Origin of the sequence: Streptomyces noursei (assembly GCF_016917755.1) — a bacterium.
Taxonomy (GTDB): Bacteria; Actinomycetota; Actinomycetes; order Streptomycetales; family Streptomycetaceae; genus Streptomyces; species Streptomyces yunnanensis.
The window spans coordinates 852063-877635 of sequence record NZ_CP070326.1; the positions used below are offsets into that span (position 1 = coordinate 852063).

Annotated in this window: 28 protein-coding genes and 1 pseudogene; 21 read left to right on the forward strand and 8 right to left on the reverse strand. The window is 72.1% G+C overall.

Annotated elements, in window-relative coordinates; all coding sequences use genetic code 11:
• Window positions 1-63: 63 nt before the first annotated feature.
• On the forward strand, window positions 64-717 hold the full coding sequence (locus JNO44_RS03595; RefSeq protein WP_205361322.1) for a DUF3558 family protein: 654 nt from the start codon (window positions 64-66) through the stop codon (window positions 715-717).
• Between the two features lie 180 nt (window positions 718-897).
• Entirely contained in the window at window positions 898-1275 is a 378-nt protein-coding gene (locus JNO44_RS03600) for an SH3 domain-containing protein (protein WP_205361324.1), read from the forward strand.
• 69 nt (window positions 1276-1344) lie between these two features.
• Here JNO44_RS03600 and JNO44_RS03605 read toward each other — a convergent pair whose 3' ends face one another.
• On the reverse strand, window positions 1345-2163 hold the full coding sequence (locus JNO44_RS03605; protein WP_205361326.1) for a class I SAM-dependent methyltransferase: 819 nt from the start codon (window positions 2161-2163) through the stop codon (window positions 1345-1347).
• Between the two features lie 86 nt (window positions 2164-2249).
• Between JNO44_RS03605 and JNO44_RS03610 the strand changes: the two genes are divergently transcribed.
• Window positions 2250-2843 (forward strand): TetR/AcrR family transcriptional regulator, encoded by a 594-nt coding sequence (locus JNO44_RS03610; protein ID WP_205361334.1) that lies wholly within the window; start codon window positions 2250-2252, stop codon window positions 2841-2843.
• A gap of 89 nt (window positions 2844-2932) precedes the next feature.
• On the opposite strand, the gene JNO44_RS03615 is transcribed toward JNO44_RS03610, so the two are convergent.
• Entirely contained in the window at window positions 2933-3787 is an 855-nt protein-coding gene (locus JNO44_RS03615; RefSeq protein WP_205361336.1) for a DUF4344 domain-containing metallopeptidase, read from the reverse strand.
• A gap of 101 nt (window positions 3788-3888) precedes the next feature.
• Window positions 3889-4470, reverse strand: coding sequence for a GNAT family N-acetyltransferase (locus tag JNO44_RS03620; protein WP_205361337.1), 582 nt, complete (start codon window positions 4468-4470; stop codon window positions 3889-3891).
• Between the two features lie 202 nt (window positions 4471-4672).
• On the opposite strand from JNO44_RS03620, the gene JNO44_RS03625 reads away from it, so the two are divergent.
• Genes JNO44_RS03625 through JNO44_RS03635 form a run of 3 tightly spaced genes read left to right on the forward strand, consistent with a single transcriptional unit; the run spans window position 4673 to window position 8038 of the window.
• Window positions 4673-5833: a permease gene (locus tag JNO44_RS03625; RefSeq protein ID WP_205361338.1), complete on the forward strand. Its 1161-nt coding sequence runs from the start codon at window positions 4673-4675 to the stop codon at window positions 5831-5833.
• A gap of 35 nt (window positions 5834-5868) precedes the next feature.
• Window positions 5869-6546 (forward strand): response regulator, encoded by a 678-nt coding sequence (locus tag JNO44_RS03630; RefSeq protein ID WP_205361339.1) that lies wholly within the window; start codon window positions 5869-5871, stop codon window positions 6544-6546.
• Entirely contained in the window at window positions 6539-8038 is a 1500-nt protein-coding gene (locus JNO44_RS03635; protein WP_205361340.1) for a sensor histidine kinase, read from the forward strand. The genes JNO44_RS03630 and JNO44_RS03635 overlap by 8 nt, the downstream gene beginning before the upstream one ends.
• 6 nt (window positions 8039-8044) lie before the next feature.
• Here the strand turns inward: JNO44_RS03635 and JNO44_RS03640 are convergent, their stop codons facing one another.
• Window positions 8045-8479, reverse strand: a complete 435-nt coding sequence (locus JNO44_RS03640; protein ID WP_205361341.1) for a cupin domain-containing protein — start codon at window positions 8477-8479, stop codon at window positions 8045-8047.
• A gap of 191 nt (window positions 8480-8670) precedes the next feature.
• Between JNO44_RS03640 and JNO44_RS03645 the strand changes: the two genes are divergently transcribed.
• The 4 genes from JNO44_RS03645 to JNO44_RS03660 all read left to right on the forward strand — a co-directional run bounded on the left by JNO44_RS03645 (window position 8671) and on the right by JNO44_RS03660 (window position 11585).
• Window positions 8671-9123, forward strand: coding sequence for an RrF2 family transcriptional regulator (locus JNO44_RS03645; RefSeq protein ID WP_205361342.1), 453 nt, complete (start codon window positions 8671-8673; stop codon window positions 9121-9123).
• A 116-nt stretch (window positions 9124-9239) separates the two neighbouring features.
• Window positions 9240-10463: a globin domain-containing protein gene (locus JNO44_RS03650; protein WP_205361343.1), complete on the forward strand. Its 1224-nt coding sequence runs from the start codon at window positions 9240-9242 to the stop codon at window positions 10461-10463.
• 82 nt (window positions 10464-10545) lie between these two features.
• Window positions 10546-10980: a hypothetical protein gene (locus JNO44_RS03655; protein ID WP_205369361.1), complete on the forward strand. Its 435-nt coding sequence runs from the start codon at window positions 10546-10548 to the stop codon at window positions 10978-10980.
• A 146-nt stretch (window positions 10981-11126) separates the two neighbouring features.
• Window positions 11127-11585 carry a MarR family transcriptional regulator gene (locus JNO44_RS03660; protein WP_205361344.1) on the forward strand — a complete coding sequence of 153 codons (459 nt, stop codon included), beginning with the start codon at window positions 11127-11129 and terminating at the stop codon, window positions 11583-11585.
• A 198-nt stretch (window positions 11586-11783) separates the two neighbouring features.
• On the opposite strand, the gene JNO44_RS03665 is transcribed toward JNO44_RS03660, so the two are convergent.
• Together JNO44_RS03665 and ctaD are read right to left on the reverse strand one after the other, a co-directional pair.
• Window positions 11784-12236 carry a hypothetical protein gene (locus JNO44_RS03665; protein WP_205361346.1) on the reverse strand — a complete coding sequence of 151 codons (453 nt, stop codon included), beginning with the start codon at window positions 12234-12236 and terminating at the stop codon, window positions 11784-11786.
• A 13-nt stretch (window positions 12237-12249) separates the two neighbouring features.
• The gene (gene ctaD, locus JNO44_RS03670; RefSeq protein ID WP_420882736.1) at window positions 12250-13905 is read right to left on the reverse strand and encodes an aa3-type cytochrome oxidase subunit I; all 1656 of its coding nucleotides are present in this window, start codon (window positions 13903-13905) and stop codon (window positions 12250-12252) included.
• A gap of 416 nt (window positions 13906-14321) precedes the next feature.
• Between ctaD and JNO44_RS03675 the strand changes: the two genes are divergently transcribed.
• On the forward strand, window positions 14322-15995 hold the full coding sequence (locus tag JNO44_RS03675) for a sensor histidine kinase (RefSeq protein ID WP_205369362.1): 1674 nt from the start codon (window positions 14322-14324) through the stop codon (window positions 15993-15995).
• A gap of 65 nt (window positions 15996-16060) precedes the next feature.
• On the opposite strand, the gene JNO44_RS03680 is transcribed toward JNO44_RS03675, so the two are convergent.
• Entirely contained in the window at window positions 16061-16795 is a 735-nt protein-coding gene (locus JNO44_RS03680) for a response regulator transcription factor (protein WP_205361350.1), read from the reverse strand.
• A 170-nt stretch (window positions 16796-16965) separates the two neighbouring features.
• On the opposite strand from JNO44_RS03680, the gene JNO44_RS03685 reads away from it, so the two are divergent.
• From JNO44_RS03685 to JNO44_RS43025, 8 genes and pseudogenes are all read left to right on the forward strand, one after another.
• Window positions 16966-18366 carry a globin domain-containing protein gene (locus tag JNO44_RS03685; RefSeq protein ID WP_205361352.1) on the forward strand — a complete coding sequence of 467 codons (1401 nt, stop codon included), beginning with the start codon at window positions 16966-16968 and terminating at the stop codon, window positions 18364-18366.
• A gap of 149 nt (window positions 18367-18515) precedes the next feature.
• Complete coding sequence (locus tag JNO44_RS03690) at window positions 18516-19001, forward strand: pyridoxamine 5'-phosphate oxidase family protein (RefSeq protein WP_420882610.1); 486 nt, start codon at window positions 18516-18518, stop codon at window positions 18999-19001.
• Window positions 19002-19329: 328 nt separating this feature from the next.
• Complete coding sequence (locus JNO44_RS03695; protein WP_205361353.1) at window positions 19330-19686, forward strand: hypothetical protein; 357 nt, start codon at window positions 19330-19332, stop codon at window positions 19684-19686.
• A gap of 106 nt (window positions 19687-19792) precedes the next feature.
• Window positions 19793-20143, forward strand: a complete 351-nt coding sequence (locus tag JNO44_RS03700) for a hypothetical protein (protein ID WP_205361355.1) — start codon at window positions 19793-19795, stop codon at window positions 20141-20143.
• A gap of 152 nt (window positions 20144-20295) precedes the next feature.
• The gene (locus JNO44_RS03705) at window positions 20296-21051 is read left to right on the forward strand and encodes an amidase family protein (protein WP_205361357.1); all 756 of its coding nucleotides are present in this window, start codon (window positions 20296-20298) and stop codon (window positions 21049-21051) included.
• A gap of 97 nt (window positions 21052-21148) precedes the next feature.
• On the forward strand, window positions 21149-22111 hold the full coding sequence (locus JNO44_RS03710) for an SDR family NAD(P)-dependent oxidoreductase (protein ID WP_205361363.1): 963 nt from the start codon (window positions 21149-21151) through the stop codon (window positions 22109-22111).
• Window positions 22112-22287: 176 nt separating this feature from the next.
• Window positions 22288-22374: pseudogene (locus tag JNO44_RS45010) on the forward strand (TetR family transcriptional regulator); the annotation flags it as partial.
• A 272-nt stretch (window positions 22375-22646) separates the two neighbouring features.
• Window positions 22647-22913, forward strand: coding sequence for a DinB family protein (locus JNO44_RS43025; protein WP_235092169.1), 267 nt, complete (start codon window positions 22647-22649; stop codon window positions 22911-22913).
• A gap of 54 nt (window positions 22914-22967) precedes the next feature.
• Here JNO44_RS43025 and JNO44_RS03720 read toward each other — a convergent pair whose 3' ends face one another.
• Window positions 22968-23351 carry a MarR family winged helix-turn-helix transcriptional regulator gene (locus JNO44_RS03720; RefSeq protein WP_205361373.1) on the reverse strand — a complete coding sequence of 128 codons (384 nt, stop codon included), beginning with the start codon at window positions 23349-23351 and terminating at the stop codon, window positions 22968-22970.
• On the opposite strand from JNO44_RS03720, the gene JNO44_RS03725 reads away from it, so the two are divergent.
• Window positions 23309-23611 carry a VOC family protein gene (locus JNO44_RS03725; protein ID WP_235092170.1) on the forward strand — a complete coding sequence of 101 codons (303 nt, stop codon included), beginning with the start codon at window positions 23309-23311 and terminating at the stop codon, window positions 23609-23611. The two genes, JNO44_RS03720 and JNO44_RS03725, sit on opposite strands and share 43 nt — an antisense overlap.
• A 509-nt stretch (window positions 23612-24120) precedes the next feature.
• Window positions 24121-25560: an FAD-dependent monooxygenase gene (locus tag JNO44_RS03730; RefSeq protein WP_205361382.1), complete on the forward strand. Its 1440-nt coding sequence runs from the start codon at window positions 24121-24123 to the stop codon at window positions 25558-25560.
• Window positions 25561-25573 lie beyond the last annotated feature (13 nt).

Consider the following 25573-nt stretch of genomic DNA (forward strand, 5'->3'; position numbering starts at 1 on the left):
CGCATCTGAGGCCGTGCGCTGATCCACCAGGAATTACGGGACAACCCTTAGGAGGGGATCGGCATGGCCCAATGGGACGAGGACACACAGGACTGGGTGGAACCACCACGACCGGCCGGCCGGCAGCCGGACGGCAGGTCCCGACGCATGTTGATCGTGACGGCCGCCGTGCTCGTACTGGTCGCGGGGGCCGTCGTCGGCCTCTACGAACTGGCCGGCGACGACGGCCCGGACACCTCGCAGTGGGGCATCCCCTCCGTCGTACCCAGCCCCGGCTGGTCGAGCACTCCCAGCGCCCCCTGGTCCTCGCCGGGATCGGGCGACCTGGGTACGACCGCCGACCCGTGCTCGGCGATCGACACCAGCACGGCGGCGTCCTTGGGGCTGTCCTCGGGGAGCGCCGCGAATCCGGGCAACTCACAGACCGGGATGAGGGCGTGCAGTTGGAGCGGGGCCGGATCCACCGCCGGCACGTCCATCACCTACACGCTCATCTACTCCAGGGACATCCCCATGTCGCCGGAGCCCACGCCGACCAGCATCTCCGGCCTGTCCTCCGCGTCGGTCGCCGGGAACGCCCAGGGGTGCGTGATCGTGTGGCCGGCCACGTTCGGCAAGGTGTTCGTGCACGCCAGGCCCAGCAGCGGAACGGAGGCGAGCCTGTGCACCGCCGCCGCCAACTTCGCCTCGCTGGTGGCCCCGAGAGTGCCTTCCTGACCCTTCCGGCACCCCCTCCCCTCCGTCCGCCGGCCGCCGACACATTCCGAACGGACATTCGCCGGGCTCCCGTGACGGTGAATTCGGTGGCTGGTACGGGTTTCGGCCGCCATCCGGGGAAGCCTCGATCCGCACCGAAACATCCGGATAGCCGGATGGATCGCGATCGGGAGGTTTGTCATGACACACCTGTCCCCGTTCCGCCGAGGCGCCGCTGTACTGGTGAGCGCCGGGCTCCTCTGCGGTGTCCTCGGAAGCGGCGTGGCCGCCGCCGCACCCCCGGGCGCCGTGCACGGCCCGTACAAGGGCCGCGTCACCGCCGCGTCCGGCCTCGCACTCCGAGCCGGCCCCGGGACCAACTACCGGGTGGTGGGGTCGCTGCACCACGGCGAGGTCGTCGGCATCCGCTGCAAGACCAACGGCCGGAACATCCACGGGAATCCGCGCTGGTACAAGATCCACGAAGGCCGGTTCGCCTGGGCATGGGCCTCGGCACGCTACATCCGGACGGCCGGGGAGACGCCGCGCTGGTGCCGGGAGGGCCACCGCCACATCTGATCCGCTCCAGGACATCCGCCCCGGCCAGTCGTGACGGCCGGGGCGGCCCCTTTGCCCCCGGCCCGTGGTTCAGGCGGCGTCGGAGCGGGTCGCGACGACCGCCACCGTCGTGTAGCCCATCGTGAAGCCGCCGCCCCGCGCGTCGAGGGCGGCGCCGACGCCCGCCAGCACCTGCGCCAACTTGCCCTGCGGGAGCCGGGTGAAGGCCCCCAGGGTGGGCATCTGATCCAGCCATGCGTCCCGGGTGTAGGTGTGTTCCCAGTCGTGTCGCCACTCCTCGGGGGCGCCGAAACCGCCCTGCTGCCGGATGCCGTCGGTGGTCCGGACGAGGACCGGTCGATAGGCGTCCAGGCCGCCCTTGGTCATCACCGTGAGATCGAAGGGGGCGTCGGGCAGTACCCGCCGGCAGACCTCGGCGATGGCCTCCGCCACATCGGACGGGAAGCGGAAGACGTTCCAGAAGGGCGCGAGCCGGCCGCCGGGGCGCAGTACCCGCGCGGCCTTGCCGGCGCCCGCGACCGGGTCGATCCAGTGCCACGCCGTGCCGGCGACGACCGCATCGAAGGTGCGGCCGGCGGGGTCCCAGCCCTCGAACGTCGCGACGTCGACCTCGGCGCCGAATTTCCTTGCCACGTCGGCCATTCGGACGTCCGGCTCGACCCCGCGCACCCGGCAGCCCGCCGCCCGGAACTGCCGGGTGGCAATACCCGTGCCACAGCCGACGTCGAGGACGTCGAGGTCGGGTCGGCCGGCGACGAGGTGCCGCACGAGGCCGTCGGGGTAGCGGGGCCGGGCCCGGTCGTAGCGCTCGGCGTCGATGCCGAACGACTCTGCCGCCTGGCGGTGTTGACGAGGGTCGACGTTGGCTGAAGGCTCTTTAGTGGGCATGCGCCCACTATGAGTGGGCGCATGCCCACTCGTCAACGGTGCGGCACAATGAAGGGGGTCCGACGAAGGAAGCGAAGGGGTGCACCGTGCCGACAGGGGTGGCCATCCGCGATGCGCGGCAGCAGTTGTTCGACGCCGCGGAGCGCGTCCTGCTGGAAGCGGGGCCGAACGCGCTGACCAGCCGCGCGGTCACCACGGAGGCGGGCGTCGCCAAGGGGGTGCTGCACCGGCACTTCGCCGATTTCGACGTCTTCCTCGCCGAGTTGGTGCGCGACCGCATCGGTCGGATCGACGCTCAGGCGGACGCCCTGCGCGCGTCCGCCGGGACCGGCACCGTCGCCGAGCACCTCACCGGCGCGCTGACGGAGGTGTTCGAATCCGTCGCCGTGGCGATCGTCGGTCTCGTCATCTCCCGGGACGGTCTCCGTGCCCTGCTGCGGCAGGCCGGCTCGGTCGGCATTCCGGTGCTCGCCGAGGCCACCGCGATGATCGCCGCGTATCTGACCGTCGAGCGCGACCGGGGCCGCATCGCGGCCGACGCCGACGTGGACACCCTGGCGCCCACCCTGATCGGCGCCGGGCATCTGCTGTTCGCCGACCGGGAGGGCACCCCGCCGGGAGCCGAAGCCGTCCAGAAGGTCGTGACGACGGTCCTCGCCGGGGTGCTGCGAGAGCCGTGAGGGCCGGGGTCAGCCGGCCGGCAACCGGCTGGCCCCGGCGGGGTGGTGGTCCGACGGGCTGGCGGGGGTGGCCTCGTCCGGTCCGGGGGTCACAGGGACTGCTTGAGATGGCCGGTGAGGAGCTGCCGCCAGCCGTCGCGCGCCTGCTGCCACTCGTCGGGGCAGCCCTCGGCGCGGTCCTCGGTGACCCGTCGGCCGTCACCGACCAGGTCCTTGTGCCGGTCCGGGTGCGCGCCGTAGACGTAGCAGGCGTAGTTGGCGGCGCGTTGGCCGTCCAGGCTGTGTTCGTCGAGCAGATCCGTCTCGTCGAACGGGCTCTCCTCGGCGGCGAGTGAGTAATCCGTGGCGGCGGTCAGCGCCTTGGTGTCGCCCGCGCGGCCCTGACCGATCAGCATCACCGCGGCGAACTGGTCGGCCACGTCCTCCTCCCGGCCGGTGAAGCGCAGGCCGAGGCGGTCGATCAGCGCGTGCGCGCCCTCGTGATAGGCGGTCTCCTCGAGTACGGCGGCCACATGGGCGTCACGGCCGCCCGCGCCATCGGGCCGGTCGGCACCGCGGCCGACGTTCTCGAAGCGGTCGCGTATCTCGTCGACGTGCTCCACGCAGAAGTCGATGGATCCGGTCTCCGGGTCGTAGGCGGGTTCGGCCGCGCCGCACGCGCGGACCACGAACGGGATGCGGTGCGGCATCTTGACGGTGTCGTTGAGCCGGTCGGCCGCCTTCTCCAGGATGCGCCGCGAGCGCAGATACGCGGTGGCGCGGGCCGCCTTGTCGCCGGTGCGGTACTGGACGGCGAAGCCGGCCGCGCCGGCCTTGCCGTGGCTGCGGCGGCCGGCGGCTTCCGCCGCCTCGGTCGTGTCCGGGCCGGCCGCGCAGCCGGTGACCGCGGCGGCCAACGCCAGGGTCAGCAATGCCCGCATGCCGTTCCCCGTGCGGCGGCCCATGCCCCTCCTCACTCCCGCCGCGCTGCGCGGCTGTCTGTCCGAGCAGGGAAGAGGAAGATCAGGAGCCTGAGGTTCCGTTCTGTTGGACGACGTGCCGGGGATCACCACAGTTTGTCGATGTCTCCCGGGTGGAGGGCGATGCGGGTGCCCCGGAACGACGCGCTGGCCTGCCGGGCGCGGGCGGAGAAGAAGGCCGCCATGGTGACCTTGTCGAACCCGGCCTGGTCGCTGGGGAAGGGGGCCTGCGGTGTTCCTCCGACGAGGACGGTGTCCGGGAGGTGGTGCCAGCCCGCGCTCTCGTAGAACGTCCGCAGCGGTCGGTCGCAGGTGAACAACCCCAGGTCGTGCCCCTGCGCGGCCAGTGCCTCCCGGGCCGCGGCCACCAGGCGCCGGCCGTGCCCGCGACCGCGCGCCGCACCACGCGTCACGACCGTACTCAGGCCGCCGGCCGCATAGCTCCGGCCGGCATGGTCGACGTCCTTGGAGAGGAGATCCAGCGCGGCCAGCACCGTCCCGCCGTCCACCAGCAGCATCGAGCGCGGTCGCAGCGCGGGGTCGTGGACGGGCGCCTCGGGCGGGGTGGCCGCGCCGTCCTCCGAGGGCCATGCCTGTTCCTGGATCTCCCGCACCTGGACGCGGAGTTCGACGGGCGTGGCGGCTTCGGGGAACGAGAGGATCTGCACCCGGCGATTCTGTACCGGCGGGGTGCCGACACCGCAACGGGTTTTCCCAGCGGCGTCGGGCCCCGCCACCCAGGTCTCCGCAGCCGCAGGGCCGCAGAGACACGGGGACACGGGGACACGGGGACACGGGGACACGGGGACACGGGGACACTCAAGCGTGTTCGTCAACGGCCGGGCGGAGCCGTCGGGGAAGGATGCGGACATGCATGCCGTCCTGCACGCGCTGTCCCTCACCGGCTCCATGACCTGGGAGATCACCTGGGCGCTGATCCTGGGCTTCGCGCTGTCCGCCGTCGTCCAGGCGGTGGTCCGGAAGTCCACCGTCGTCACGCTCCTCGGCGACGACCGGCCGCGCGCCCTCGCACTCGCCGCCGGGCTGGGGGCGGCCTCGTCCTCCTGCTCGTACGCCGCCGTGGCACTGGCCCGCTCGCTGTTCCTCAAGGGGGCGAACTTCACCGCCTCGATGGCGTTCGAGATCGCCTCCACCAACCTGGTCGTCGAACTCGGCATCATCCTGGCGCTGCTGATGGGGTGGCAGTTCACGCTCGCCGAGTTCGTGGGCGGCCCGATCATGATCATGGTGCTGGCGGTGCTGCTGCGGCTGTTCCTGCACCCGGGCCTGGTGCGCGCGGCGCGGGCACAGGCCGCGCGTGGTCTGGCGGGGTCGATGGAGGGGCATGCGGCGATGGACATGTCCGTGCGGCGCCCGGGCTCCTTCGTCCGGCGCCTGCTCTCTCCCGAGGGCGTCACGGCCACCGCGCACGTCTTCGTCATGGAGTGGGCGGCGATCCTGCGGGACCTGGTGATCGGCCTGTTGATCGCCGGTGCCATCGCGGCGTGGGTGCCCGATGCCTTCTGGCGTTCCTTCTTCTTCGAGGGCCATCCGCTCGCCGCCAAGCTGTGGGGGCCGGTCATCGGGCCCCTGGTCGCGATGGCCTCGTTCGTCTGCTCCATCGGCAACGTGCCGCTCGCCGTGGTGCTGTGGAAGGGCGGCATCAGTTTCGGCGGGGTGGTGGCGTTCATCTTCGCCGACCTGCTGATCCTGCCGATCCTCACCATCTACCGGAGGTACTACGGCGGCAGGATGGCGCTGTTCCTGCTCGGCACCTTCTACGCCGCGACCGTCGTCGCCGGGTACGTCGTCGAGTTCGTCTTCGGCGGCCTCGGGCTCATCCCGGACCAGGCCCACGCGAGGATCCCGCGGGAGGGCGTCGCCTGGAACTACACCACCTGGCTCAACCTCGCCTTCCTCGTCCTGGCCGCCGCCCTCCTGGTGCGGTTCTTCCGCACCGGCGGCCGGGAGATGCTCCGCATGATGGGCGGCGCACCGTCCCTGAGCCGGAGCGGGGCTGAAGATTCCTGAAGAGTGCTTCAGGTGCGGTCTGGCAGGCTGACGGCATGCGCTTGTTGATCGTGGAGGACGAGAAACGCCTCGCCACCACCCTGGCCAAGGGGCTGGCGGCGGAGGGCTTCGCCGTGGACGTGGCACACGATGGCAGGGAGGGTCTGCACCTGGCCACCACTCAGGGCTACGACCTGCTCATCCTGGACATCATGTTGCCCGGGATGAACGGCTACCGCCTGTGCGAGACCCTGCGCGCGGCCGGGGACGAGACCCCGATCCTGATGCTGACCGCCAAAGACGGCGAGTACGACGAGGCCGAGGGCCTGGACACCGGCGCCGACGACTACCTCACCAAGCCGTTCTCGTACGTGGTGCTGCTGGCCCGCGTCCGCGCGCTGCTGCGCCGCCGGACCCGCGGCGGCAGCCCCGTCCTCCGGCTCGGCGACCTGACCCTGGACCCGAACGGCCACCGTTGCGCCCGCGGCGAAGCGGAGATCACGCTCACCGCCAAGGAGTTCGCGGTCCTGGAATACCTGGCGTCGCGGCCCGGCCAGGTGGTCTCCAAGGCGGAAATCCTGGAGCACGTCTGGGACTTCGCCTACGACGGCGACCCGAACATCATCGAGGTCTACATCAGCGCCCTGCGCCGGAAGATCGACGCGCCGTTCGGCCGCCGCTCGATCACCACCGTGCGCGGGGCCGGGTACCGCCTGGCGGCCGACCGTGACTGACCGGCCCGCCGCACCGGAGCCGCCGGCGCGCCCGCCCCGCTGGTGGGGTTCCGTCCGGGCCCGCACCACGTTGGCGTCCACACTGGTGGTCGCCCTGGCCCTGGTCGCGGCCGGTGTCGCGGTCCTCGCCGTCCTGCAGCGCAACCTCGTCGACAGCGCCGGCCTCCAGGCGGAGGTGGCCGCCCGTGAGGTCGCCACCCAGGTCGCGGTCGGCACGCCCTTCGACCAGCTCGACCTGCCCGACGAGGACGACCGGCCCGTCCAGGTGGTCGGCGCCGACCGCACGGTGCTGGCCGCCGGCGACGATCTCCATCACGCCCCGCCGCTGGCCGACTTCGCCCACGCGCCGCACCGCACCGGGAAGTCGGACGACGAGCACGGGGACCACGGCGACGACGAGGGCGACGCCCCGGCCCGCGGTTCGGCCGCCGCCCATGCCGCGTTCCGCACGCTCACCCTGAAGCTGCACGACGACCACCCCGACGGCCAGCAGTTCCGAGTCGCCGGGCTGCTCGCCACCGCCCCGAACGGACAGACCGTCACCGTCTACGCGGGCTCCTCCCTCAACACCGAGCGTCAGGCGGTGAGCGGGGTCCGCGACGCCATGCTCATCGGTCTGTCCGCCCTGCTGCTCGTCGTCGCGGCGGTGACCTGGCTGGTCACCCGGCGCGCCCTGCGCCCGGTGGAGGGCATCCGGGCCGAACTCGCCGAGATCACGGACGGCGACCTGTCCCGGCGGGTCCCCCAGCCCGCCTCGCGCGACGAGGTCGCCCGGCTCGCTCGGACCACCAACGCCACGCTGGCCGCGCTGGAACAATCGGTGGAGCGACAGCGGCAGTTCGTCGCCGACGCGTCCCACGAACTGCGCAGCCCGATCGCCTCCCTCCGTACCCAGTTGGAGGTCGCCCGGGCCCATCCGGGCCTGCTGGAGCTGGACGGTCTGATCGAGGACACCGTCCGGCTGGAGCGCGTCGCGTCCGACCTGCTGCTCCTGGCCCGGCTGGACGCCGGCGAACAGCCTCGCGCGCAGCGCCTGGACCTGGCCGAGCTCGTCCGCGACGAACTGGCCCACCGGTCCGGCGACCGCCTCCCGGTCGCCGCCGCTCTCCCCGACGGGGCCTTCCCGGTCCATGCCAGCCGCACCCAACTCGCCCGTGTCCTGGGCAATCTCCTGGACAACGCCCAGCGGCACGCCGGCTCGGCCGTCCGCGTCGCGGTGGGCCATGACGCGGCCGGCGCCGTCGCGTTGGACGTCATCGACGACGGCCCCGGAGTCCCGCCGGCCGATCGGGAACGGATCTTCACCCGCTTCATCCGCCTCGACGACGCCCGCACCCGCGACGAGGGCGGGGCCGGCCTGGGCCTGGCCATCGTCCGGGACCTCGTCCACCGGCACGGCGGCCGCATCGAGGTCGGCGACGCGGACGGGGGCGGCGCGCGCTTCACCGTCACCCTGCCGGGCGCCGCCCGATCCACCGGCCACCGCCCGTAGCAGGGGTCAGGAGCCGGTGCGGTTCTTGATCTGCAGACCGGGGCGGCGCCGGTGCACCGTGAGGTAGGCCAGGCCGTCCGGGCCCGCGGTCACGCTGCGGCGGGATCCGCGGGGCAGCCACAGCAGGCCGCCTTCGACGAGCGGCTGCCGGCCCTGCTCGGTCTCCACGGTGCCGTCGCCGGACACTACGTAGAGGAGAACGTCGAGGTCCGGTTCGAGGTGCGTGTCGATGCGGCCCTCGGGCGGGATCCGTACGACGTTGGCGTCGAGCTGGCGGCCGGACTCCGCCAGGCGCCAGAGCACACCGGCCGAGCCCGGGGCCTCGGCGGCGACTTGCTGGGCGTCGCAGAGCAGCCGCGGCACCGGGCCACCGGGGGCGGCGGCGCCGGGCGGCTCGCCGCCTGGGGTCTCGGCGCCGCCGGTTCGGGGGGCGTCAGCCATCAATGGTCACCATCCGTTGCGTGTCCCTGTGGTGCGCGTGATCCATGTGGTCCGTGCGCGTCCCTTGCTCCTCCAGCTCTTCTCCGGCGCGGCCCACGGCACGAGGGCTTAGCACACCCCGACACCGCGTCGCCACCCCGGAACCCACCCCTGAATACGAACCTAGCATGCGCATTTGATACCGTCGTGGCGTGCGGTTGACGAAGTTCACTGATCTGGCACTCCGCGCCGTGATGCGCCTGGCCGTCGCGGAGCCGGGCGCTCCCCTGACCACCCGCGAGGTGGCCGAGGCGATGGACGTGCCATACACCCACATGGCGAAGGCGATCAGCCGACTCCAGCATCTCGGCGTGGTCGAGGCCCGCCGGGGCCGCGGCGGCGGACTGGCGCTCACCGGCCTGGGGCACCAGGCATCGGTGGGCTGGCTGGTGCGCGAACTGGAGGGCGAGGACGAGGTCGTCGCCTGTGAGGGCGACCCCCCGTGCCCGCTGCGCGCGGCCTGCCGGCTCCGGCGGGCACTGCGCGAGGCGCAGGAGGCGTTCTACGCCACGCTCGACCCGCTGACGGTGTCGGAGGTCGTGGCATCGCCCACCGGTCCGGTACTGATCAGCCTCACCGGCCTCACCGGCCCACGCCCCGGCTGACCGCCCCCCGCACCATCGCACCCCACCCCGGGGCGCACCCACCGAGCCGCCCGACGCCCGAGCGACTCACCGCCCAAAAATTGGTAGATCATCTACGAGTTATATGGAGGTGGCTCGTGCTCTCCGCGCAGTCCGCACCCGTCGTCAAGGCAACCCTCCCCGCCGTCGGCGCCGCCATCGAGGAGATCACCGCGCTCTTCTATCGGAAGCTGTTCAACGCCCATCCGGAGCTGCTGCGCGACCTGTTCAACCGCGGCAACCAGGCCAACGGCGAGCAGCGGCAGGCCCTGGCGGGCTCCATCGTGGCCTTCGCCCGCATGCTGCTGGAGCACCCCGACACCCGCCCGGACGCGATGCTCGCCCGGATCGCGCACAAGCACGCCTCGCTCGGCGTCACCTCCGACCAGTACAAGGTCGTCCACCGGCATCTGTTCGCGGCGATCGCCGACGTCCTCGGCGAGGCCGTCACCCCGCAGGTCGCCGACGCCTGGGACGAGGTCTACTGGCTGATGGCCAACGCGCTGATGGCCGTCGAGGCCCGGCTCTACGAGCAGCACGGCACCCCCGAGGGCGGCACCTGGCAGCGCATGACGGTCGTCGCCCGGCACGAGGAGACCCCGGACACGCTCGCGCTCGTCCTGCGCCCCGTCGACGGCACCCCGGCCCGCCCCTTCCGGCCCGGACAGTACGTCAGCGTGCAGGTCGAACTCCCCGACGGCGCACGGCAGATCCGCCAGTACAGCCTGTCCGGAGCGCCTGGACGGCCCGAGTGGCGGATCACCGTCAAACGCGTTCGCGCGGGGGCCGGACCGGCCGGCGAGGTGTCCTCCTGGCTGCACGACCGGGCACGCGTCGGCGAGGTGCTCCCCGTCTCCGCCCCGTTCGGAGACCTGGCGCTGCCGGCCGGCGACGCCCCGCTGCTGCTGGCCTCCGCCGGCATCGGCGGCACCCCCGTGCTCGCCATGCTCCATCACCTGGCCGCCACGGGATCGCCCCGACCGGTCACCGTCGTCCACGCCGACCGCTCCCCGGCCGACCACGCGCACCGCGATGAACTGCGCCGGCTGGTTTCCGCCCTGCCCCACGCCTCGCTGCACCTGTGGTACGAGGACCCGGGCCACCAGGCATCGGCGACCGCCTTCGCCTCGGCTCCGGTGACGGTGTCCTCGGGCCGGGCCGACATCAGCGGGCTGCCCCTGCCCGAGGACGTCACCGCCTACCTCTGCGGCCCCTTGGCGTTCATGCGTACCCTGCGGGGCGACCTGCTCCGCCACGGGGTCCCGCCGCGGGCGGTCCACTACGAAGTGTTCGGCCCCGACCTCTGGTTGGCGCAGCAGTAGGCCACGTCCCGCAGACCGACCAGATGTACCGAAGCGACGAGAGGACACCCCGCGCATGCACGCCCTCCACGACACCGGCGCCATGAACGGCATCGCGGCCGCCGTCGCCGTCGCGGTCACCTTCGTGTGGCTCGGGATGGTCCTGGCGATCTCCTTCCTGGAGGCACCGCTGAAGTTCCGTGCCCCCGGCGTCACCATCCCCCTCGGACTCGGCATCGGTCGCCTGGTCTTCCGGGCCCTCAACGCGGTGGAGGCGGTCTTGGCGGTGGCTCTCGCCACCGCCGTCGCCCTCGCCGCCCCACCGCTCCCGGTCATCGTCCTGACCGCCCTCGGCGCGCTGCTCCTGGCCGTCCAGCTCACCGCCATCCGCCCCGTCCTCAACCGCCGCTCCGACCGTGTGCTCGCCGGTGAACCGCTCCCCCGGTCCCGTACCCACCTCGTCTACATCGCCTTCGAGACCGCCAAGGTCGGCACGCTGCTGGCGCTGGGCATCACGGCGCTGGCGTACGGCAGTTGAGCGCGCCGTCGTGCGGCGGCGACGGTGCTCCAGGCGCGTACCGGGAAGCCGAACGGGAGGTCGCCGCCGGAACCGGCTTGATCTCAACTGGACTTGAGGTCCTACGTTGAGCGCGTCCAAGTGATCCCTACAGGAGGCGCGTCGACGTGACACTCAAGGAGTATCCGCAGGAGCAACTGGCCGCTCAGCCCATCGGTGCGTGGAGCGGCGAGGCGTACCGACGGGTCGTCGGGGCCCTGCGCGCCCGGTTGGCGGTGGAGGATCTCACGCAGCCGCATTGGTGGACGCTCAACCACGTCGCCGGGGCTCCGGGCCGGTGGACCCGGGAGACGTTGATCGAGCGGCTGGCGCAGTACGAGGATCTCGGGATCGACTTCCACGCCGTCTTCGACGACCTCGTCGCCCGCGGCTGGTTGACGGAGGACGCCGGGGCGATGACGCTGACCGGGGCGGGCGAGGCGGGGCGCCTTCGCGCCGGGGAGCGCAATCTGCGCGTGCACCGGCAGATGCACGAAGGCGTGGCCACCGCGGACTTCGTGACCACGATCAACGTCCTGCGCCGCATGGTGGCCAACCTGGGCGGCAACGGCGATCTGCCGGACTGACCGCGCCGAGGGCTGCCGCGCTCGGAACATCGCGACCGGGCCTGCCTGGCGTGGCCACCGCGCCGTGGGGGCCGGCGGAGCCGACGTCGTGGACGGCCCTTCAGCGCCGCGTCACGGTGACGCGGCGCTGAAGGGCGTTGGGACGAGCAGCGGTGGTGGGTCACCCGCGATCGGTGAACTCCCGGCCGGCCGTTGACCTCACCGGCCGACGGTCTCCCCGATCAGCACCACCGCCACGGCGCCGGCGGCCACCACGTAGCCGGGGAGGAACCACCACAGGAAGACCCGGGCCAGGCCGGTCCGCGCGGGCCGGCGGCGGGCGGGCGGCCGCAGGCGCAGTGCGGCCCAGGCCCGGCGGGTCACGCGCTCCTCGTGGCCGCGATGGGCACGGGCCAGGCCGGCGAGGAGCAGGGCGGTGGCGCTGCCGGCGCCGGTGACGGCCCCGAGCGTGGTCCAGGACGCCGCGGCCAGCAGCAGCGGGGCGCAGAGCGCGACGGTCGCCCAGCCGGTGAGACAAGCGGCGGCCGCCAGGCGCCGGGAGACGGGGCGGTCGGCTCCGGCCCGCAGGTCGGCCGCCGCGGGCAGGTACCAGACGCAGCCGGAGGCGCAGAGGGCGGTGGCCCCCAGGGCGAGGACGGCGGGAGACAGCATGACCGCTCCTTGCTCAGTGGTCGTCTGTGGGACGGTCCGCCGCGGCGAGGGCGTCGGCGGCGACGGGATGATGCAGGTCGAAGGCCGGGGACTCGCTGCGGATCCGGGGCAGGGCGGTGAAGTTGTGGCGCGGAGGCGGGCAGGAGGTGGCCCACTCCAGGGAGCGGCCGTAGCCCCAGGGGTCGTCGCAGCCGACCTCCGTGCCGTATTTGGCGGTCTTCCAGACGTTGTAGAAGAACGGGAGGAAGGACAGGCCCAGGAGGAAGGAGCCGATGGTGGAGAGGGTGTTGAGGGTGGTGAAGCCGTCGGCGGCGAGGTAGTCCGCGTAGCGGCGGGGCATGCCGGCGGCGCCGAGCCAGTGCTGGACGAGGAAGGTGAGGTTGAAGCCCACCGTGAGCGTCCAGAAGGTGATCTTGCCCAGGCGTTCGTCGAGGAGCTTGCCGGTGAACTTGGGCCACCAGAAGTGGAACCCGGCGAACATCGCGTACACCACGGTGCCGAAGAGCGTGTAGTGGAAGTGCGCGACGACGAAGTAGGTGTCGGAGACGTGGAAGTCCAGTGGCGGGGAGGCCAGGATGACGCCGGTCAGGCCGCCGAAGACGAAGGTGACCAGGAAGCCGGTGGCCCACAGCATCGGGGTTTCGAAGGACAGCGAGCCGCGCCACATGGTGCCGATCCAGTTGAAGAACTTCACCCCGGTGGGGACGGCGATCAGGAACGTCATGAAGGAGAAGAACGGCAACAGGACGCCGCCGGTGACGTACATGTGGTGCGCCCACACCGTCACCGACAGGCCCGCGATCGAGATGGTCGCGGCGATCAGGCCGACGTAGCCGAACATCGGCTTGCGGGCGAAGACCGGGATGATCTCGGAGACGATGCCGAAGAACGGCAGGGCGAGGACGTAGACCTCGGGATGGCCGAAGAACCAGAAGAGGTGCTGCCACAACAGGGCGCCGCCGTTGGCCGCGTCGAAGACGTGGGAGCCGAACTTGCGGTCCATCTCCAGGGCGAACAGCGCGGCGGCCAGGACCGGGAACACCATCAGGATCAGCACCGCGGTCAGCAGCACGTTCCAGGTGAAGATGGGCATCCGGAACATCGTCAGGCCGGGTGCGCGCATACAGATGATGGTGGTGATGAAGTTGACCGCGCCCAGGATCGAGCCGAATCCGGAGAGCGCCACACCCATGATCCACATGTCGGCGCCCACCCCGGGCGAGTGGACGGCGTCGGACAGCGGCGCATAGGCGAACCAGCCGAAGTCCGCGGCGCCCTGCGGGGTGAGGAAGCCGGCCGCGGCGATCAGCGAGCCGAACAGGAACAGCCAGAAGGCGAGCATGTTCAGCCGGGGGAAGGCCACGTCGGGGGCGCCGATCTGCAGCGGCATCAGCCAGTTGGCGAAGCCGGTGAACAGCGGCATGGCGAACAGCAGCAGCATCACCGAGCCGTGCATGGTGAACGCCTGGTTGAACTGTTCGTTGGAGAGGATCTGGGTGCCCGGACGGGCCAGTTCGGCGCGCATCAGCAGGGCCATCAGGCCGCCGATGAGGAAGAAGGCGAACGCCGAGACGAGGTAGAGCGTGCCGATCTGTTTGTGGTCGGTGGTCGTGAGCCACCCCACCGCCTTGTTCCGGCGTCGCGGCCGGGCCGTGACCCGGCCGCGCACCGGTTCCCTGACCGCCGTTGCCTGAACTTCCCAACCGTCCACCGTGCTGTGTCCTCCACCTCGGAAACGTGAACTGGGCCGGGAAGCGGCCAGGACCGGGAAGAGCCATCGACACGGGGGAGACCCGGCCCTTCCCGGCCCCTTCATCGTCGACCGGCGGCATCCGCGGCCCCCAGGGCCGAACAGCCCTCCCCCGGAACGCGATCGGCCCTCGTCCCGGGGGACCGCCAGCCCCCATGGACGGCCTCCCGAGTGGCCGGTCGGCACCGGTGCCTGCGGACCGGGCCGGGATGATCACGTACGCTGCCGAGCAGACGTACGGGATCTTTGGGAGCAGCACGGTCATGTCCGAATCGCAGCAGTACGCGCCGCCCGCGGGCGGTCCGCACGGACCTCAGCTCCGCGCGCCGGACCGGATGCGCAGCCTGCTCGACGCGGTGATGGGCCTGGGGCGGGGGCTGGAACTCCCGCAGGTGCTCCGGGGCATCGTGGAGGCGGCGGTCACCCTCACCGACGCCGAATACGGCGCACTGGGCGTGGTGGACGACGGGCAGCTGTCGCAGTTCCTGCCCGTCGGCATGTCCGACGAGCTGATCGGCCTGATCGGCCGGACGCCGTGCGGTCACGGCATCCTCGGGGAGCTGATCCGCAACCCCGCGCCGCTGCGCCTCACCGACCTGACCAGACACCCGCGCAGCTACGGCTTTCCGGCCAACCATCCCCCGATGCGAACCTTCCTCGGGGTGCCGGTCCGGGTCCGCGACGAGGTGTTCGGCAACCTCTATCTGACCGAGAAGCGGGGCGGCGGCTCGTTCGACGCGGACGACGAGGCGGTGGTGACGACCCTGTCCATCGCGGCGGGCGTGGCCATCGACAACGCCCGCATGTACCACGAGAGCCGCCGCCGGGAGCGGTGGTTGGAGGCGTTGGGCGAGATCACCCGCAGTCTGCTGTCCGGTACGGACGCGGACGAGGTGTTGCGGTTGATCGCCGAGCGGGCTAGGGAGGTCGCCGGCGCGGACTGTGCGGCGGTGCTGCTGCCGGCGACCGGGGCGCCGGACCAGCTGGCGGTGACGGTGGCGTGCGGTACGGGCGCGAGCCGGATCGTCGGACTGCGCGTGCCGATCGACGCCTCGCTGCCCGGCATGGCCGTGCGCGACGGCCGGCCAGTGGTCAGCGCCGATCTGCGGGCCGACCCGCGGGCCTATCCGCTGGGCCCGGACGCCGGGAGCGGGGCCGGGGACGCGCCGGCCGGAGACGCGCTGGACGAGGAGGCCGACGAGGCCGCGGGGCACGGCACGGCATCCGGGCCGGCCGTCGCGGTACCGCTCCAGGTGGACACCGGCTGCGGTGCACTGCGGCTGAGCCGCCTGGCCGGCCGGCCCGCGTTCGACGACGCCGAGGTCACGCTGATATCGGGCTTCGCCGACCAGGCGGTGATCGCCCTGGAACTCGCCCGCCGGCGGGCCGAGTCGGAGGAACTGACGGTCCTTCACGACCGCGATCGGATCGCCCGGGACCTGCACGACCTCGCCATCCAGCGGCTGTTCGCCACCGGCATCACGCTGCAGAGCGCGACCCGGTTGATAGAGCGGCCGGAGGCCGCCGAACGGGTCGGCCGCGCGGTCAACGACCTGGACACCACCATCAAGATCATCCGGTCCACCATCTTCGGGCTGCGCACCACCGGAGACGGCAAGGACGGCCGCGGACTGCGCCGGGACCTCACCGAGACCGTGCAGCGGGCGGCCGGCCCCCTGGGCTTCACCCCGGCGTTGCGGATCGAGGGTCCGGTGGACGCCGCGGTCCCCGACGAGGTGGCCGAGCACCTCGTGGCGGTGGCCGCCGAGGCGCTCAGTAACGCCGCCCGCCATGCCCGCGCCGCCCACCTGGACGTGGCCCTGTCGGTGACCGGGGGCACGGTGACGCTGACGGTGACGGACGACGGGGTGGGAATCGGGGCGGCACCGCACACCGGGGGCTTGGCCAACATGCGGGCCCGGGCCGCGATGCACGACGGCCGACTGACCGTCGAGCCGCCGGAGGGCGGCGGCACCCGCATCGTGTGGTGCGTTCCGCTGCCCGACTGACCGCCCACCGGGGCGGCCCGCCCCGAGGAGGGCCGGTCAGTCGCCGGCCGCTCCCGGTGCCCGGCTCACGCCCGCGGCTCCTTCAGCCGTTCGGCGACCATCGCGGCCTGGACCCGGCGGCCCACCCCGAGCTTGCCGAGGATCGCGGACACCCGGTTCTTGATCGTCTTCTCGGCGAGGAACAATCGGTCCGCGATCTGACGGTTCGTCAATCCCTCGCCGATCAGGTCGAGTACCTCCCGCTCGCGGGGCGAGAGCCGGTCCAGCGCGGACGGCGGCGCATCGTCCGCCTGGTCCCGGACCGGGCCGCGCAGCCGCTCCATCACCCGCGTCGCGGTGCGCGGATCCAACATCGACTGCCCCGCCGCCACCGTGCGGACCGCACGCACCAACGCCGTGCCGTCGATCTGCTTGAGGACATAGCCCGCGGCCCCGGCCATGATGGCGTCGAACAGCGCCTCGTCATCGTCGAAGGAGGTCAGCATCAGGCAGGCGAGCTCCGGCACGCGGGCCCGCAACTCCCGGCAGATCTCGATCCCCTCGTGGTCCCCGTCCGGCCCTTCGGTACCGCCCAGCCGCACGTCGAGGATGGCCACCTGCGGACGGACCGCCGGCACCCGGGCGAGGGCCTGCCGACCGTCCCCCGCCTCCCCCACGACCTCGATGTCGCCTTCGGCCTCCAGAAGGTCCCGCACTCCTCGGCGCACCACCTCGTGGTCGTCGAGGATGAAGACGCGCAGTGGCGCCTCCGGACCGGCGACGGGATGAGCGGTGGCGGGCTGGACGGACTGCTGGTTCATGACTCTCGCTCTGTGGTTCTTCGCGGTTTCGGCCGGGCACAAGGGGCCCGACCACGAGGTTTGTCGGCCTCGGCGGCCCGCGCAAGGGCCGAACGGCCCTGGGGGAACGGGGCCCTTCGGGCACGGCGGCGCGTTGCCATACTGACGCCCCCCGTCAGGAGGTCGTTCCCATGCAGCAGCCCTACCAGCCCGCGCGCCCCGCCCCGTCCGAGGCGTCCGACAGGTCCACCCCCGGCACTGTCGGCGGCGAGTACCACGCCCTGCTCGCCCGGCACGACGCGATGCGGCTGCGGCAGCGCATCCTCGGACAAGGGCGGGCACCCGTACCGGATTTAGCCGCCACCTCCTACGACGGCGCCGCGGACCAGCGGCTGATCACCCAGTATCTGGACCTGGTCACGCCCTTCGGGGACCTGATCGCCCACCTCTACGACGAGATGTTCGCCCGGTGGCCCTATCTGCGGTCGCTCTTCCCGGCGTCCATGGACTTCCAGCGCGCCCATCTCGCCCGCGCCTTCTGGTACTTGATCGAGAACCTGCACCGCCCCGCCGAGGTGGCCGCCTACTTCCGGCAGCTCGGCCACGACCACCGCAAGCTCGGCGTGCGCCCGGTGCACTACGAGGCGTTCGAGTCCGCGCTGGTCGCGGCGCTGCGGCGCACCGCCGGGCCCCGCTGGGCCGAGGCGGTGGAACAGGCGTGGGTGCGGATGCTGCGCTTCGCGGTGGCCTCGATGGTCGAGGGCGCCGACGCCGCGATCGCCGAACCCCCGTGCTGGCCGGGCACGGTGACCACCCATGAGCGGCGCCGCCCCGACCTCGCCGTGCTGCGGCTCCGGGTGCACGAGCCGTACGCGTACCGGGCCGGCCAGTACGCGGCGGTCGAGTCCCCGCTGATGCCCCAGGCGTGGCGGCACTACTCCTTCGCCTCCGCGCCGCGACCGGACGGCGAGGTGGAGTTCCACATCCGCCGGACCGGTCCCGACGGGGTCAGCGAGGCGCTGGTGAATCGGACCAGGGTCGGCGACGTCCTACGGCTGGGGCCCGCGCACGGCACGATGACGCTCAAGGAGGAGGACCACCCGCGCGACCTGCTGATGGTGGCCGGCGGCACCGGGTGGGCGCCGGTCAGGGCACTGCTGGAGGAGTGGGCGAGCCGCCGCTCGTCGGGCGGCCTCCCGCTGCGCCCGCCGGGCCGGGTGCACCTCTTTGTGGGCGCCCGCAACCGGGCCGAACTGTACGACGCCGAGACGCTGTCCCAGTTGGCGGCGCGGCACGGCCGGCTGCGGGTGGTCCGGGTGCTGGACGACGACCCCGTCACACCGGCCGACGGCCCGATGGGCGAGTACGGTCCGCTGGCCGAGGCGGTGGCCCGGGACGGGCAGTGGTCCGGCCATGTCGCCTTCGTCAGCGGTCCGGCCGGCATGGTCGGTGCCACGGTCGCCCGGCTGGTCGCGGGCGGCATGCTGGCCGACCGCATCCGCCACGACCCGGTGCCGGACCTGATGACCTCGTCGGCCGGCCGCCCCGAGGCGCACTCGGCCGACGAGGCGGTGGCCGGCGCGGCACGCTGACCCGAACCGGGCCGTGATGAACACGGAATCGCCACGGTCCGGGCCGAACGGCCCCTGGCAGCCCTGCGCCGGGGGCCGTCTACTGACAGACAGGTCCAGCGCCTCGACGACCTCGACAGCCTCGCCAAACTCAGGACAGGGAGCACGCCGTGAACGACACCCCGGCCCGGCACACCACCGGCATCACCACCGACACCGCATGGGTGGCCTGGGCCGACCGCGAGGCGTCCCGCCGCAGCACCGAACTGGACCGCACCGAGGCCCTGCGGCTGTTGGGCAGCGTGTCGCTGGGCCGCATCGTCTTCACCCAGGACGCGCTCCCGGCCATCCGCCCGGTGAACCACCTCCTCCACCACGGCGAGGTGATCATCCGCACCCACGAGGGCGCCGCGCTGGCCACCCTCACCGAGCACGCGGACGCCGAAGGCGTGGTCGTCGCCTACGAGGCCGACGCCATCGACCCGGCCACCCACTGCGGCTGGAGCGTAGTGGTGACCGGCTACTGCCACCTGGTGACGGACCCCGCCGACCTGGACCACTACCAGGCATTGCTGCACCCCTGGACCGACCACCGCATGACCCACGCCCTGCGCATCCGCCCGGACCTGGTCACCGGGGTGCGACTGTCCCGCTAGGCCGTGTCCGATGGGGCAAGGCCGGACAGACACCAGGGCGCTTCTGGGCACCCTGCCCTGACCCTACGCGCCGCTCGTCAGCCGTGCAGCCGCGTTGCCTGGGCGACGACCCGGGCCTCGTAACGCCGTGCGTCTCACCGCCCAGGAACCCGATGCCCCACGCGACGACGCCTTGTGGTGGCCGCGCCCCGTGGCGGAAGCCTTCCGGGGCGACCGCCCACCGCGACGTTAGTGGGCCGTTAGTCGCACAGCAACGAATCAGCAGCAGCGGCCGACAGTCTTGTTCCCACGCACCCACCGCAGCACCCCCGGACAGCAGGGAAAGAACATGTCGCACCGTGCCACGCTCCACCGCACCCGCAAGGCCGCCGCCGCCCTGGTGATCGCCGTCGCCGCCTTCGGGCTCACCGCCTGTCAGGAAGGCGGCACCAACGCCTCGCCCTCGTCCAGCGCCTCCGCCGCTGCCGGCAGCGGCGTCAGTGCCGGCGCCGGCACCGCGCAGCCTTCCACCGCCACGCCCAAGACCAACCACAACACCGCCCACCGCACGCCGTCGGGCACCGCCAAGAAGCCCGACGGACGGTGCACCAACCAGATCAACTACGCGGGCGACCCGCGGTCCAACGCCGAGATCAACACGATCGGCGAGAAGACCGGCTACTGCCCTCCCGTCCAACACCGCTAAGTCCCTGGAATACCGGCCCTCTTCAGCGGAAAGTTCCTACGGAGCAGGTCCCTTCGTCGCCACCGCACGCCGATACTGATCCGACGCCTATGCGAAGGAGATGGACATGACCGATGACGAGCAGCGGCTGGCCGCGCTCTTCAACACCCTGCCCGGCTACTCCGAGCCCAACTTCTGGCGCGGCGTGAAGGCCGCCGCGGGCCTTGCCCGGATACGTTCGACGATGTCCTTCGCGGTCCGCGAGGCCGCAAAGGACAACTTCGAGCCTCTTGCCGGGCTGGCCCTCGACGCCTTCGGCCAGGACGCTCGCCACGAGGCTCTCGTCGACGCCCTCGCAGAGCACCTCGGCGGCACCCTCCAGGCCCGTGTCTGGATCACCGACGCCGTCGCCGCGGCCGGCCGGATCAAGCGGACCGGCAGCGCCGACCCGCTCGGGGCCCTCACCAAGAAGTGGTGACCGGGCCCGCACCTGCCCTCTCGACAGGTGCGACGCCCCACTGAACTCCCGGTCACGGCCGACCAGTTGCCCTCTCATCCGCACCTGACCACCTACCGGCCCCTACCGGCTTCTACCGCGCCCCGCCCGACCCGGTCCGGCGCTCGGTGCGCATGCCCGCGGCCTTCAACGGAGTGGCCGCGCTGAAGCCGAGCTACGGCCGCTTCGCCGCCGACCACCGCATCATGGGCCAGGAGTCGATGTCGGCCTCCCAACTCATCCCCGTAGACGGCCCGATCGCCCGCTCGGTCGCCGACCTGCGCGCGGCCTACGAGGCGCTGGCGGGCGCAGACCTGGAGGACCCGCGGGCGGTCCCGGTACCCGCATACGGCCCCCGCCCCACCGGCCCTCTCAAGGTCGGCATCGTGGCCGACCCGGCCGGAGTCGGCGTCCACCCCCAGATCCGCGCCGCCATCGACGAGGCGGCCACCGCCCTGGAGCGGGCGGGCTACGCCGTGGAGGAGGTGCAGATCCCCCGGCTGTCCGAGACCCTGGAGTGTTACGGCAAGCTCATCATGACCGAGTTCGGCATGAAGTGGCCGCGCATCAGGAAACCGCTCACCGAGAAGGGCGCCCAGCACCTGGACCTGCTCATGGAACGCGCCCCGCACACCGAGCTCGCCGAGTTCCTCGGGCAGACCGGCGCCCGCCTCGGCATCCAACGTGACTGGGCCAAGTTCCTGGACTCCTACCCACTGCTCCTCGGGGCCACCTGCCCCCCGGCGACGGGGCAGGGCGGACACCAGTACCGAGCCCTCCCCCACCGTTCGCACCCGGCCCCAGAGCAAGGCGGCGCAGCATGCCGACGACAGGTCGGCAGCAGGTCGACGGGATGTCGGGCCTCCGGCGCGGTTGTCGGTGATCCATAGGTGATGTGTCGGTGGCCGCTGGAACCATGGACGACCAGCCGCTCCCTCCGGAGCGACCGTGCCCCTTTCGACCTTCCGAGCAACGGAGCGCACCGTCATGTCGTCCCCATCCCCCATCCCCGCCTGGGATGTTCACCGGCTACCGCGCGCCGAAGGCGGCGTCTACCTCGTCACCGGCGGCAACGCGGGCATCGGGTACTTCGTCGCGGAGCAGCTCTCCGCCACCGGGGCCACCATCGTGCTGGGCAGCCGGGACACGGCGAAAGCCGAAGCAGCCATGGCCTCGATCCGCTCGCGTGTGCCCGGCGCGCGGGTACGTGCCGTTCGGCTGGACCTCGCCGATCTTTCGTCGCTCAGCACAGTGGTGGACTCGCTGGAGACACATCGCCTCGACGCGGTGGTCCACAACGCCGGCGTCGCACTCGATGACCCACCACGTCGCGAAACCAGGGACGGCCATGAGGTCATGTTCGGCACCAATCACCTCGGGCACTTCGCGCTGACCGCCCGGCTGATGCCGCTGCTGTCGGCCGCACCGGCGGCACGCATCGTGACCGTCGGCAGTTTCGCCGCGAAATCGGAACGGCTGGACCTGGACGACCTTCAGTCCCAGCGGGACTATCGGGCCAAGCGCAGCTACGGACGTTCCAAGCTGGCCCAGATGTACTTCGGACTCGAACTCGACCGCCGCCTGCGCACCGCCGGCAGCTCGACGGCGAGCGTGGTGGTCCATCCCGGCGGCGCCCTGGACTCCCTCACCCCGTCACGACCGCCCGTCCATGTACGACGTGTCGGTGCGCGACTGGGCGCGGCCCCCGCCGCCCTTCTCGTTCAGGGAAAGCACACCGCCGCCTGGCCCGCGGTCCGAGCGGTGCTCGACCCGGCCGTGCGCGGCGGGCAGTTGTGGGGACCTCGCCTGTTCGGGCTGCGCGGCGCCCCCAGGCAAGAAACGGTATGGAGTCATCTCGCCGACACCGCCGTCGCCAGCCGACTCTGGGACGCCAGCTGCGACCTGACCGGCCTCGCCCCCGACCCCGACCCCGACCCGCTGCACGGATAGCCCCGCCAGCCGCACCGCGACCAACCCACCTGCTCGAATTGCACCACGGGAGCCTGCGCTGCACGGGGCATTGCGCCCCGGCACGCGACGGGACAGCGACCTGAACATGTTCAGTGAACGCGTTCAGTGAACGCGTTCAGTCACGTGCGGCGCAGCGACAGGCGACGCGCCAGAGGGTGCTTTCCGCGGCTGAGCGGCTGTTCCGCGACCAGGGGTTCGGGGCCACCACGGTCCGGCAGATCGCTACCGATGCGGCAGTCAGCACCGGGACGGTGATGTCGGTCGGCGACAAGGACGCACTTCTCGTCGCGATCTTCGATAGCTGGATCGACGCAGTGCACCGCGCCAGAACCGACGACCAAGACGAAACCGTCGCCCCACTGCCCGCAGGCACCAAGGCGAGCAGGGCAGCAAGCACCGCAGCAGGCACCGCAGCAGACGCGGCCTCGGTGGCCGGCAGCCCGGTGACGCCTACGCCCAGGGCGCCGAGGACGCCCTCGACGCCTGGCGGACCGAAGGCGCCGTGGAGCGTCAGATGCCGATGCCGGGTGGCGGACAGGGGCCGTTGGTCACGGACCTGCACCTGCTGGAGGCGACACTCCACGGCTGGGACGTGGCCACCGCGACCGGCCAGGACCGCCGCGGGGACCCGGATGCTGTCCAGGCCGTCCATCAGCGCTGGTACGGCAGGTTCCCCGACGCGCTCCGGTCCCAGACCAGGCTGTTCGGCCCGTCCAGGCCCGTCCCCGAGGGAGCTCCCGCCCTCGACGAGATCGCCGCCTACTTCGGTCGCACCGTCTGAAACGGCACTCGCCAGGCAGCGCCACCAACGAACCGCCCCCAACTGCCTGACGGGTCACTCCTCCAAGGCTGTCGCCAGGCGGTCGAGGTCGGCGAGGAGCGCCGGCAGGCGCTGGGGCGGAATGGCCTCGACCATGCGGTTTTCGATGCCGTAGACGGCGGCCTGAACCGCGGCCAGGCGCCTGTGACCCTCCTCCGTGAGATGGGTGGGCAGGGCACGGCCATGGTCGGCGGTGGCCGGGCGGGTGATCAGGCCGGCTTCCTGCAGACCCCGAAGGACGACGCTGCCGGACTGCCTGGTGACGAAGGTCGCGCGGGCGAGTTCGGCGTTGGACATGCCTGGACGCAGGGCCAGGAGCTCCAGGGTGGCGTACTGCGGCACTGCAAGTCCGCGATGTGGCAGAACAGCATCTGGGCTTGCGTCGGGCCGCGGTCTCACCGCCGCACGCGGTCGTGTTCGACACCGAGCCGACCCCGTTCGCCGTCCGCGAGCCCCTCCCGGGCATCGACCTCGCCGACGCCGCACGCCCCGGCCTCGGCGTGGTGCTCTGGTTCCGGACTCCCGACGCCCACCAGCTCCACGACCAACTCGTCGCCGCCGGAATCAAGATCCTCACCCCGATGGCGAACAGCCCCTTCGGGCCGATGTTCTCCTTCGAGGGCCCGGAGGGCTACACGCTCACCGCGCACGGAGGCTGACCGGAGCCAGTCCAACGGCAGAGCGCCAGGCGCCAGGCCGCACGAGAACCGCCCCGGCCCTCGGCAGGGGCGGCTCTCACGTGCGCTGCCCGTCCCTGGCAGCGGCTACGGCGCCCGGCGTTCACACCCCAGCCGGCAGAACGTCACCGGCTGCAGCCCATCCCAGAGCCGGACGGACCGCGCGGCGCCACTGGATGCCGGCACAGGTGCACTCGCCGCGAAAGCCGTCTCGGACGCAGTGATCGGTAGGGACAGGGAAAGGGCGAGCAGCGCGGCTGTCGCAATGCGGTGGGGTCTGTTCGTGGAGGAACGGTACGACGCCACCCACGCCGTTGGCGCGCACGGAACGAGGTCGTTCGCCCCCGGTGACGCACCGCTTCGTAGTCGGATTCCACCAACGAAGCGGTGACCGATGTCGGATGCCACCGCACACGGGCCGGTGTCTGGCTCGGGCGGCTCGGCAGGCGGAGTGTTGCGCCTGCCCTAATCGACCCATCCAGGGGGAACTCATGGACACCGATGTACTCGTCGTCGGCGCGGGCCCGACCGGCATGACACTGGCCAACGAACTGCGGGTGGCGGGGGTGGCGACCGTGCTGGTCGACAAGCTGCCGCAGCGCAGCGAGTTGTCCAGGGCCGGCGGTGTGCAGTCCCGCACGCAGGAGGCGTTCGATCAGCGCGGCCTGCTGGAACCCTTGTTGGCCACCGGAGACCACCCGGTCGGCTCCGCTCACTTCGCCGGGATCCCCCTGCCGCTCACCCGTGGCCGGCACCGCCTGCCATGGCGGTCCATACCGCAGGTGGTCATCGAGGGACTCCTCGAACAGCATCTCGCCGCACACGACATCCACGTCCGGCGCGACCACGAGCTGGTCGACCTCGCCCAGGACGAGAACGACGTCACCGCGACCTTCGCCAACGGCGCACGCGTCCGCGGCCGTTACCTCGTGGCCGCCGATGGTGCCCACAGCACGGTGCGGTCGCTGCTGCGAGCCGAGTTTCCCGGTCAAGCAGGCACGGTGACCGCGATCGCCGCCGACGTGCGGCTGAGGTGCGACGACCAGGCGATGACGCACAGCTGGAACGCGGACGGACACTGGGCGCACATGTTCCCGCTGGGCACCGACCCGCAGGGCAGGCCACTGCGCCGACTCGCCATGGGCGGGCCGGGCCGGTCACTGCCCAGGGACGTCCCGGTCACCGAGGACGAGATCCGCAACGGCCTGCGCAGCATCTTCGGATCCCGGGTGGAACTGCTCGAACTCCGCTACGCCCGCCGCATCACCAACGCCGCCAGGCAGGTCGCACAGTACCGGCACGGGAGGGTGTTCCTGACTGGCGACGCCGCGCACGTCCACCTTCCGCTCGGCGCGCAGGGAATGAACACCGGGATCCAGGACGCGCTCAACCTCGGGTGGAAACTCGGCGCCGCCGTGCACGGTTGGGCCCCGGATGACCTGCTGGACACGTATCACGGGGAGCGGCACCCGGTCGGGGCCGCCGTGCTGCGCAACGTCCAGGCACAGAGCCTGCTGATGGACTGGGAGGGCACCCGCGACCCGAGTGTGGCCGCCGCCAGGGAACTGTTCGCGACCATGGCGCAACTGCGGGACGTTCAGTACCAACTCGACGACATGCTGTCGGGGATGGGCATCCGCTACCCCATGCCTGGCACCGAGGACCAACCGCTCGTCGGCCTTCCCTCGCCGGATCTGCGCCTCGGGCCGGTCCGGTTGCACGAACTGTTGCGGTCCGGGCGCGGGATCCTGCTCGACCCGGCCGACAGGTTCGCCAAGGTCGCCGACCTCTGGTCAGACCGGGTGGACCGCACGGGTCAGGGCACCGACGGCCGGCCGATGCTCATCCGGCCGGACGGCTACGTGTGCTGGGCCGGCGGTCCGGACGGCCCGGAACCGGCGCTCGGACACTGGTTCGGCGAGCCCCGCTGAGCAGTCCTCCCCG

What these genes read in the sequence shown, in the direction of transcription:
- JNO44_RS03665 (WP_205361346.1), bottom strand. Translation starts at nt 12,236, where the DNA reads ATGCTGTCTCCCGCCGTCCTCGCCCTGGGGGCCACCGCCCTCTGCGCC.
- JNO44_RS03675 (WP_205369362.1), top strand. Translation starts at nt 14,322, where the DNA reads ATGCGCAGCCTGCTCGACGCGGTGATGGGCCTGGGGCGGGGGCTGGAA.
- JNO44_RS03630 (WP_205361339.1), top strand. Translation starts at nt 5,869, where the DNA reads ATGCGCTTGTTGATCGTGGAGGACGAGAAACGCCTCGCCACCACCCTG.
- JNO44_RS03625 (WP_205361338.1), top strand. Translation starts at nt 4,673, where the DNA reads ATGCATGCCGTCCTGCACGCGCTGTCCCTCACCGGCTCCATGACCTGG.
- JNO44_RS03605 (WP_205361326.1), bottom strand. Translation starts at nt 2,163, where the DNA reads ATGCCCACTAAAGAGCCTTCAGCCAACGTCGACCCTCGTCAACACCGC.
- JNO44_RS03595 (WP_205361322.1), top strand. Translation starts at nt 64, where the DNA reads ATGGCCCAATGGGACGAGGACACACAGGACTGGGTGGAACCACCACGA.
- JNO44_RS03685 (WP_205361352.1), top strand. Translation starts at nt 16,966, where the DNA reads ATGCAGCAGCCCTACCAGCCCGCGCGCCCCGCCCCGTCCGAGGCGTCC.
- JNO44_RS03655 (WP_205369361.1), top strand. Translation starts at nt 10,546, where the DNA reads ATGAACGGCATCGCGGCCGCCGTCGCCGTCGCGGTCACCTTCGTGTGG.
- JNO44_RS03705 (WP_205361357.1), top strand. Translation starts at nt 20,296, where the DNA reads ATGCCCGCGGCCTTCAACGGAGTGGCCGCGCTGAAGCCGAGCTACGGC.
- JNO44_RS03640 (WP_205361341.1), bottom strand. Translation starts at nt 8,479, where the DNA reads ATGGCTGACGCCCCCCGAACCGGCGGCGCCGAGACCCCAGGCGGCGAG.
- JNO44_RS03695 (WP_205361353.1), top strand. Translation starts at nt 19,330, where the DNA reads ATGTCGCACCGTGCCACGCTCCACCGCACCCGCAAGGCCGCCGCCGCC.
- JNO44_RS43025 (WP_235092169.1), top strand. Translation starts at nt 22,647, where the DNA reads ATGCCGATGCCGGGTGGCGGACAGGGGCCGTTGGTCACGGACCTGCAC.
- JNO44_RS03710 (WP_205361363.1), top strand. Translation starts at nt 21,149, where the DNA reads ATGTCGTCCCCATCCCCCATCCCCGCCTGGGATGTTCACCGGCTACCG.
- JNO44_RS03680 (WP_205361350.1), bottom strand. Translation starts at nt 16,795, where the DNA reads ATGAACCAGCAGTCCGTCCAGCCCGCCACCGCTCATCCCGTCGCCGGT.
- JNO44_RS03730 (WP_205361382.1), top strand. Translation starts at nt 24,121, where the DNA reads ATGGACACCGATGTACTCGTCGTCGGCGCGGGCCCGACCGGCATGACA.
- JNO44_RS03615 (WP_205361336.1), bottom strand. Translation starts at nt 3,787, where the DNA reads ATGGGCCGCCGCACGGGGAACGGCATGCGGGCATTGCTGACCCTGGCG.
- JNO44_RS03600 (WP_205361324.1), top strand. Translation starts at nt 898, where the DNA reads ATGACACACCTGTCCCCGTTCCGCCGAGGCGCCGCTGTACTGGTGAGC.
- JNO44_RS03700 (WP_205361355.1), top strand. Translation starts at nt 19,793, where the DNA reads ATGACCGATGACGAGCAGCGGCTGGCCGCGCTCTTCAACACCCTGCCC.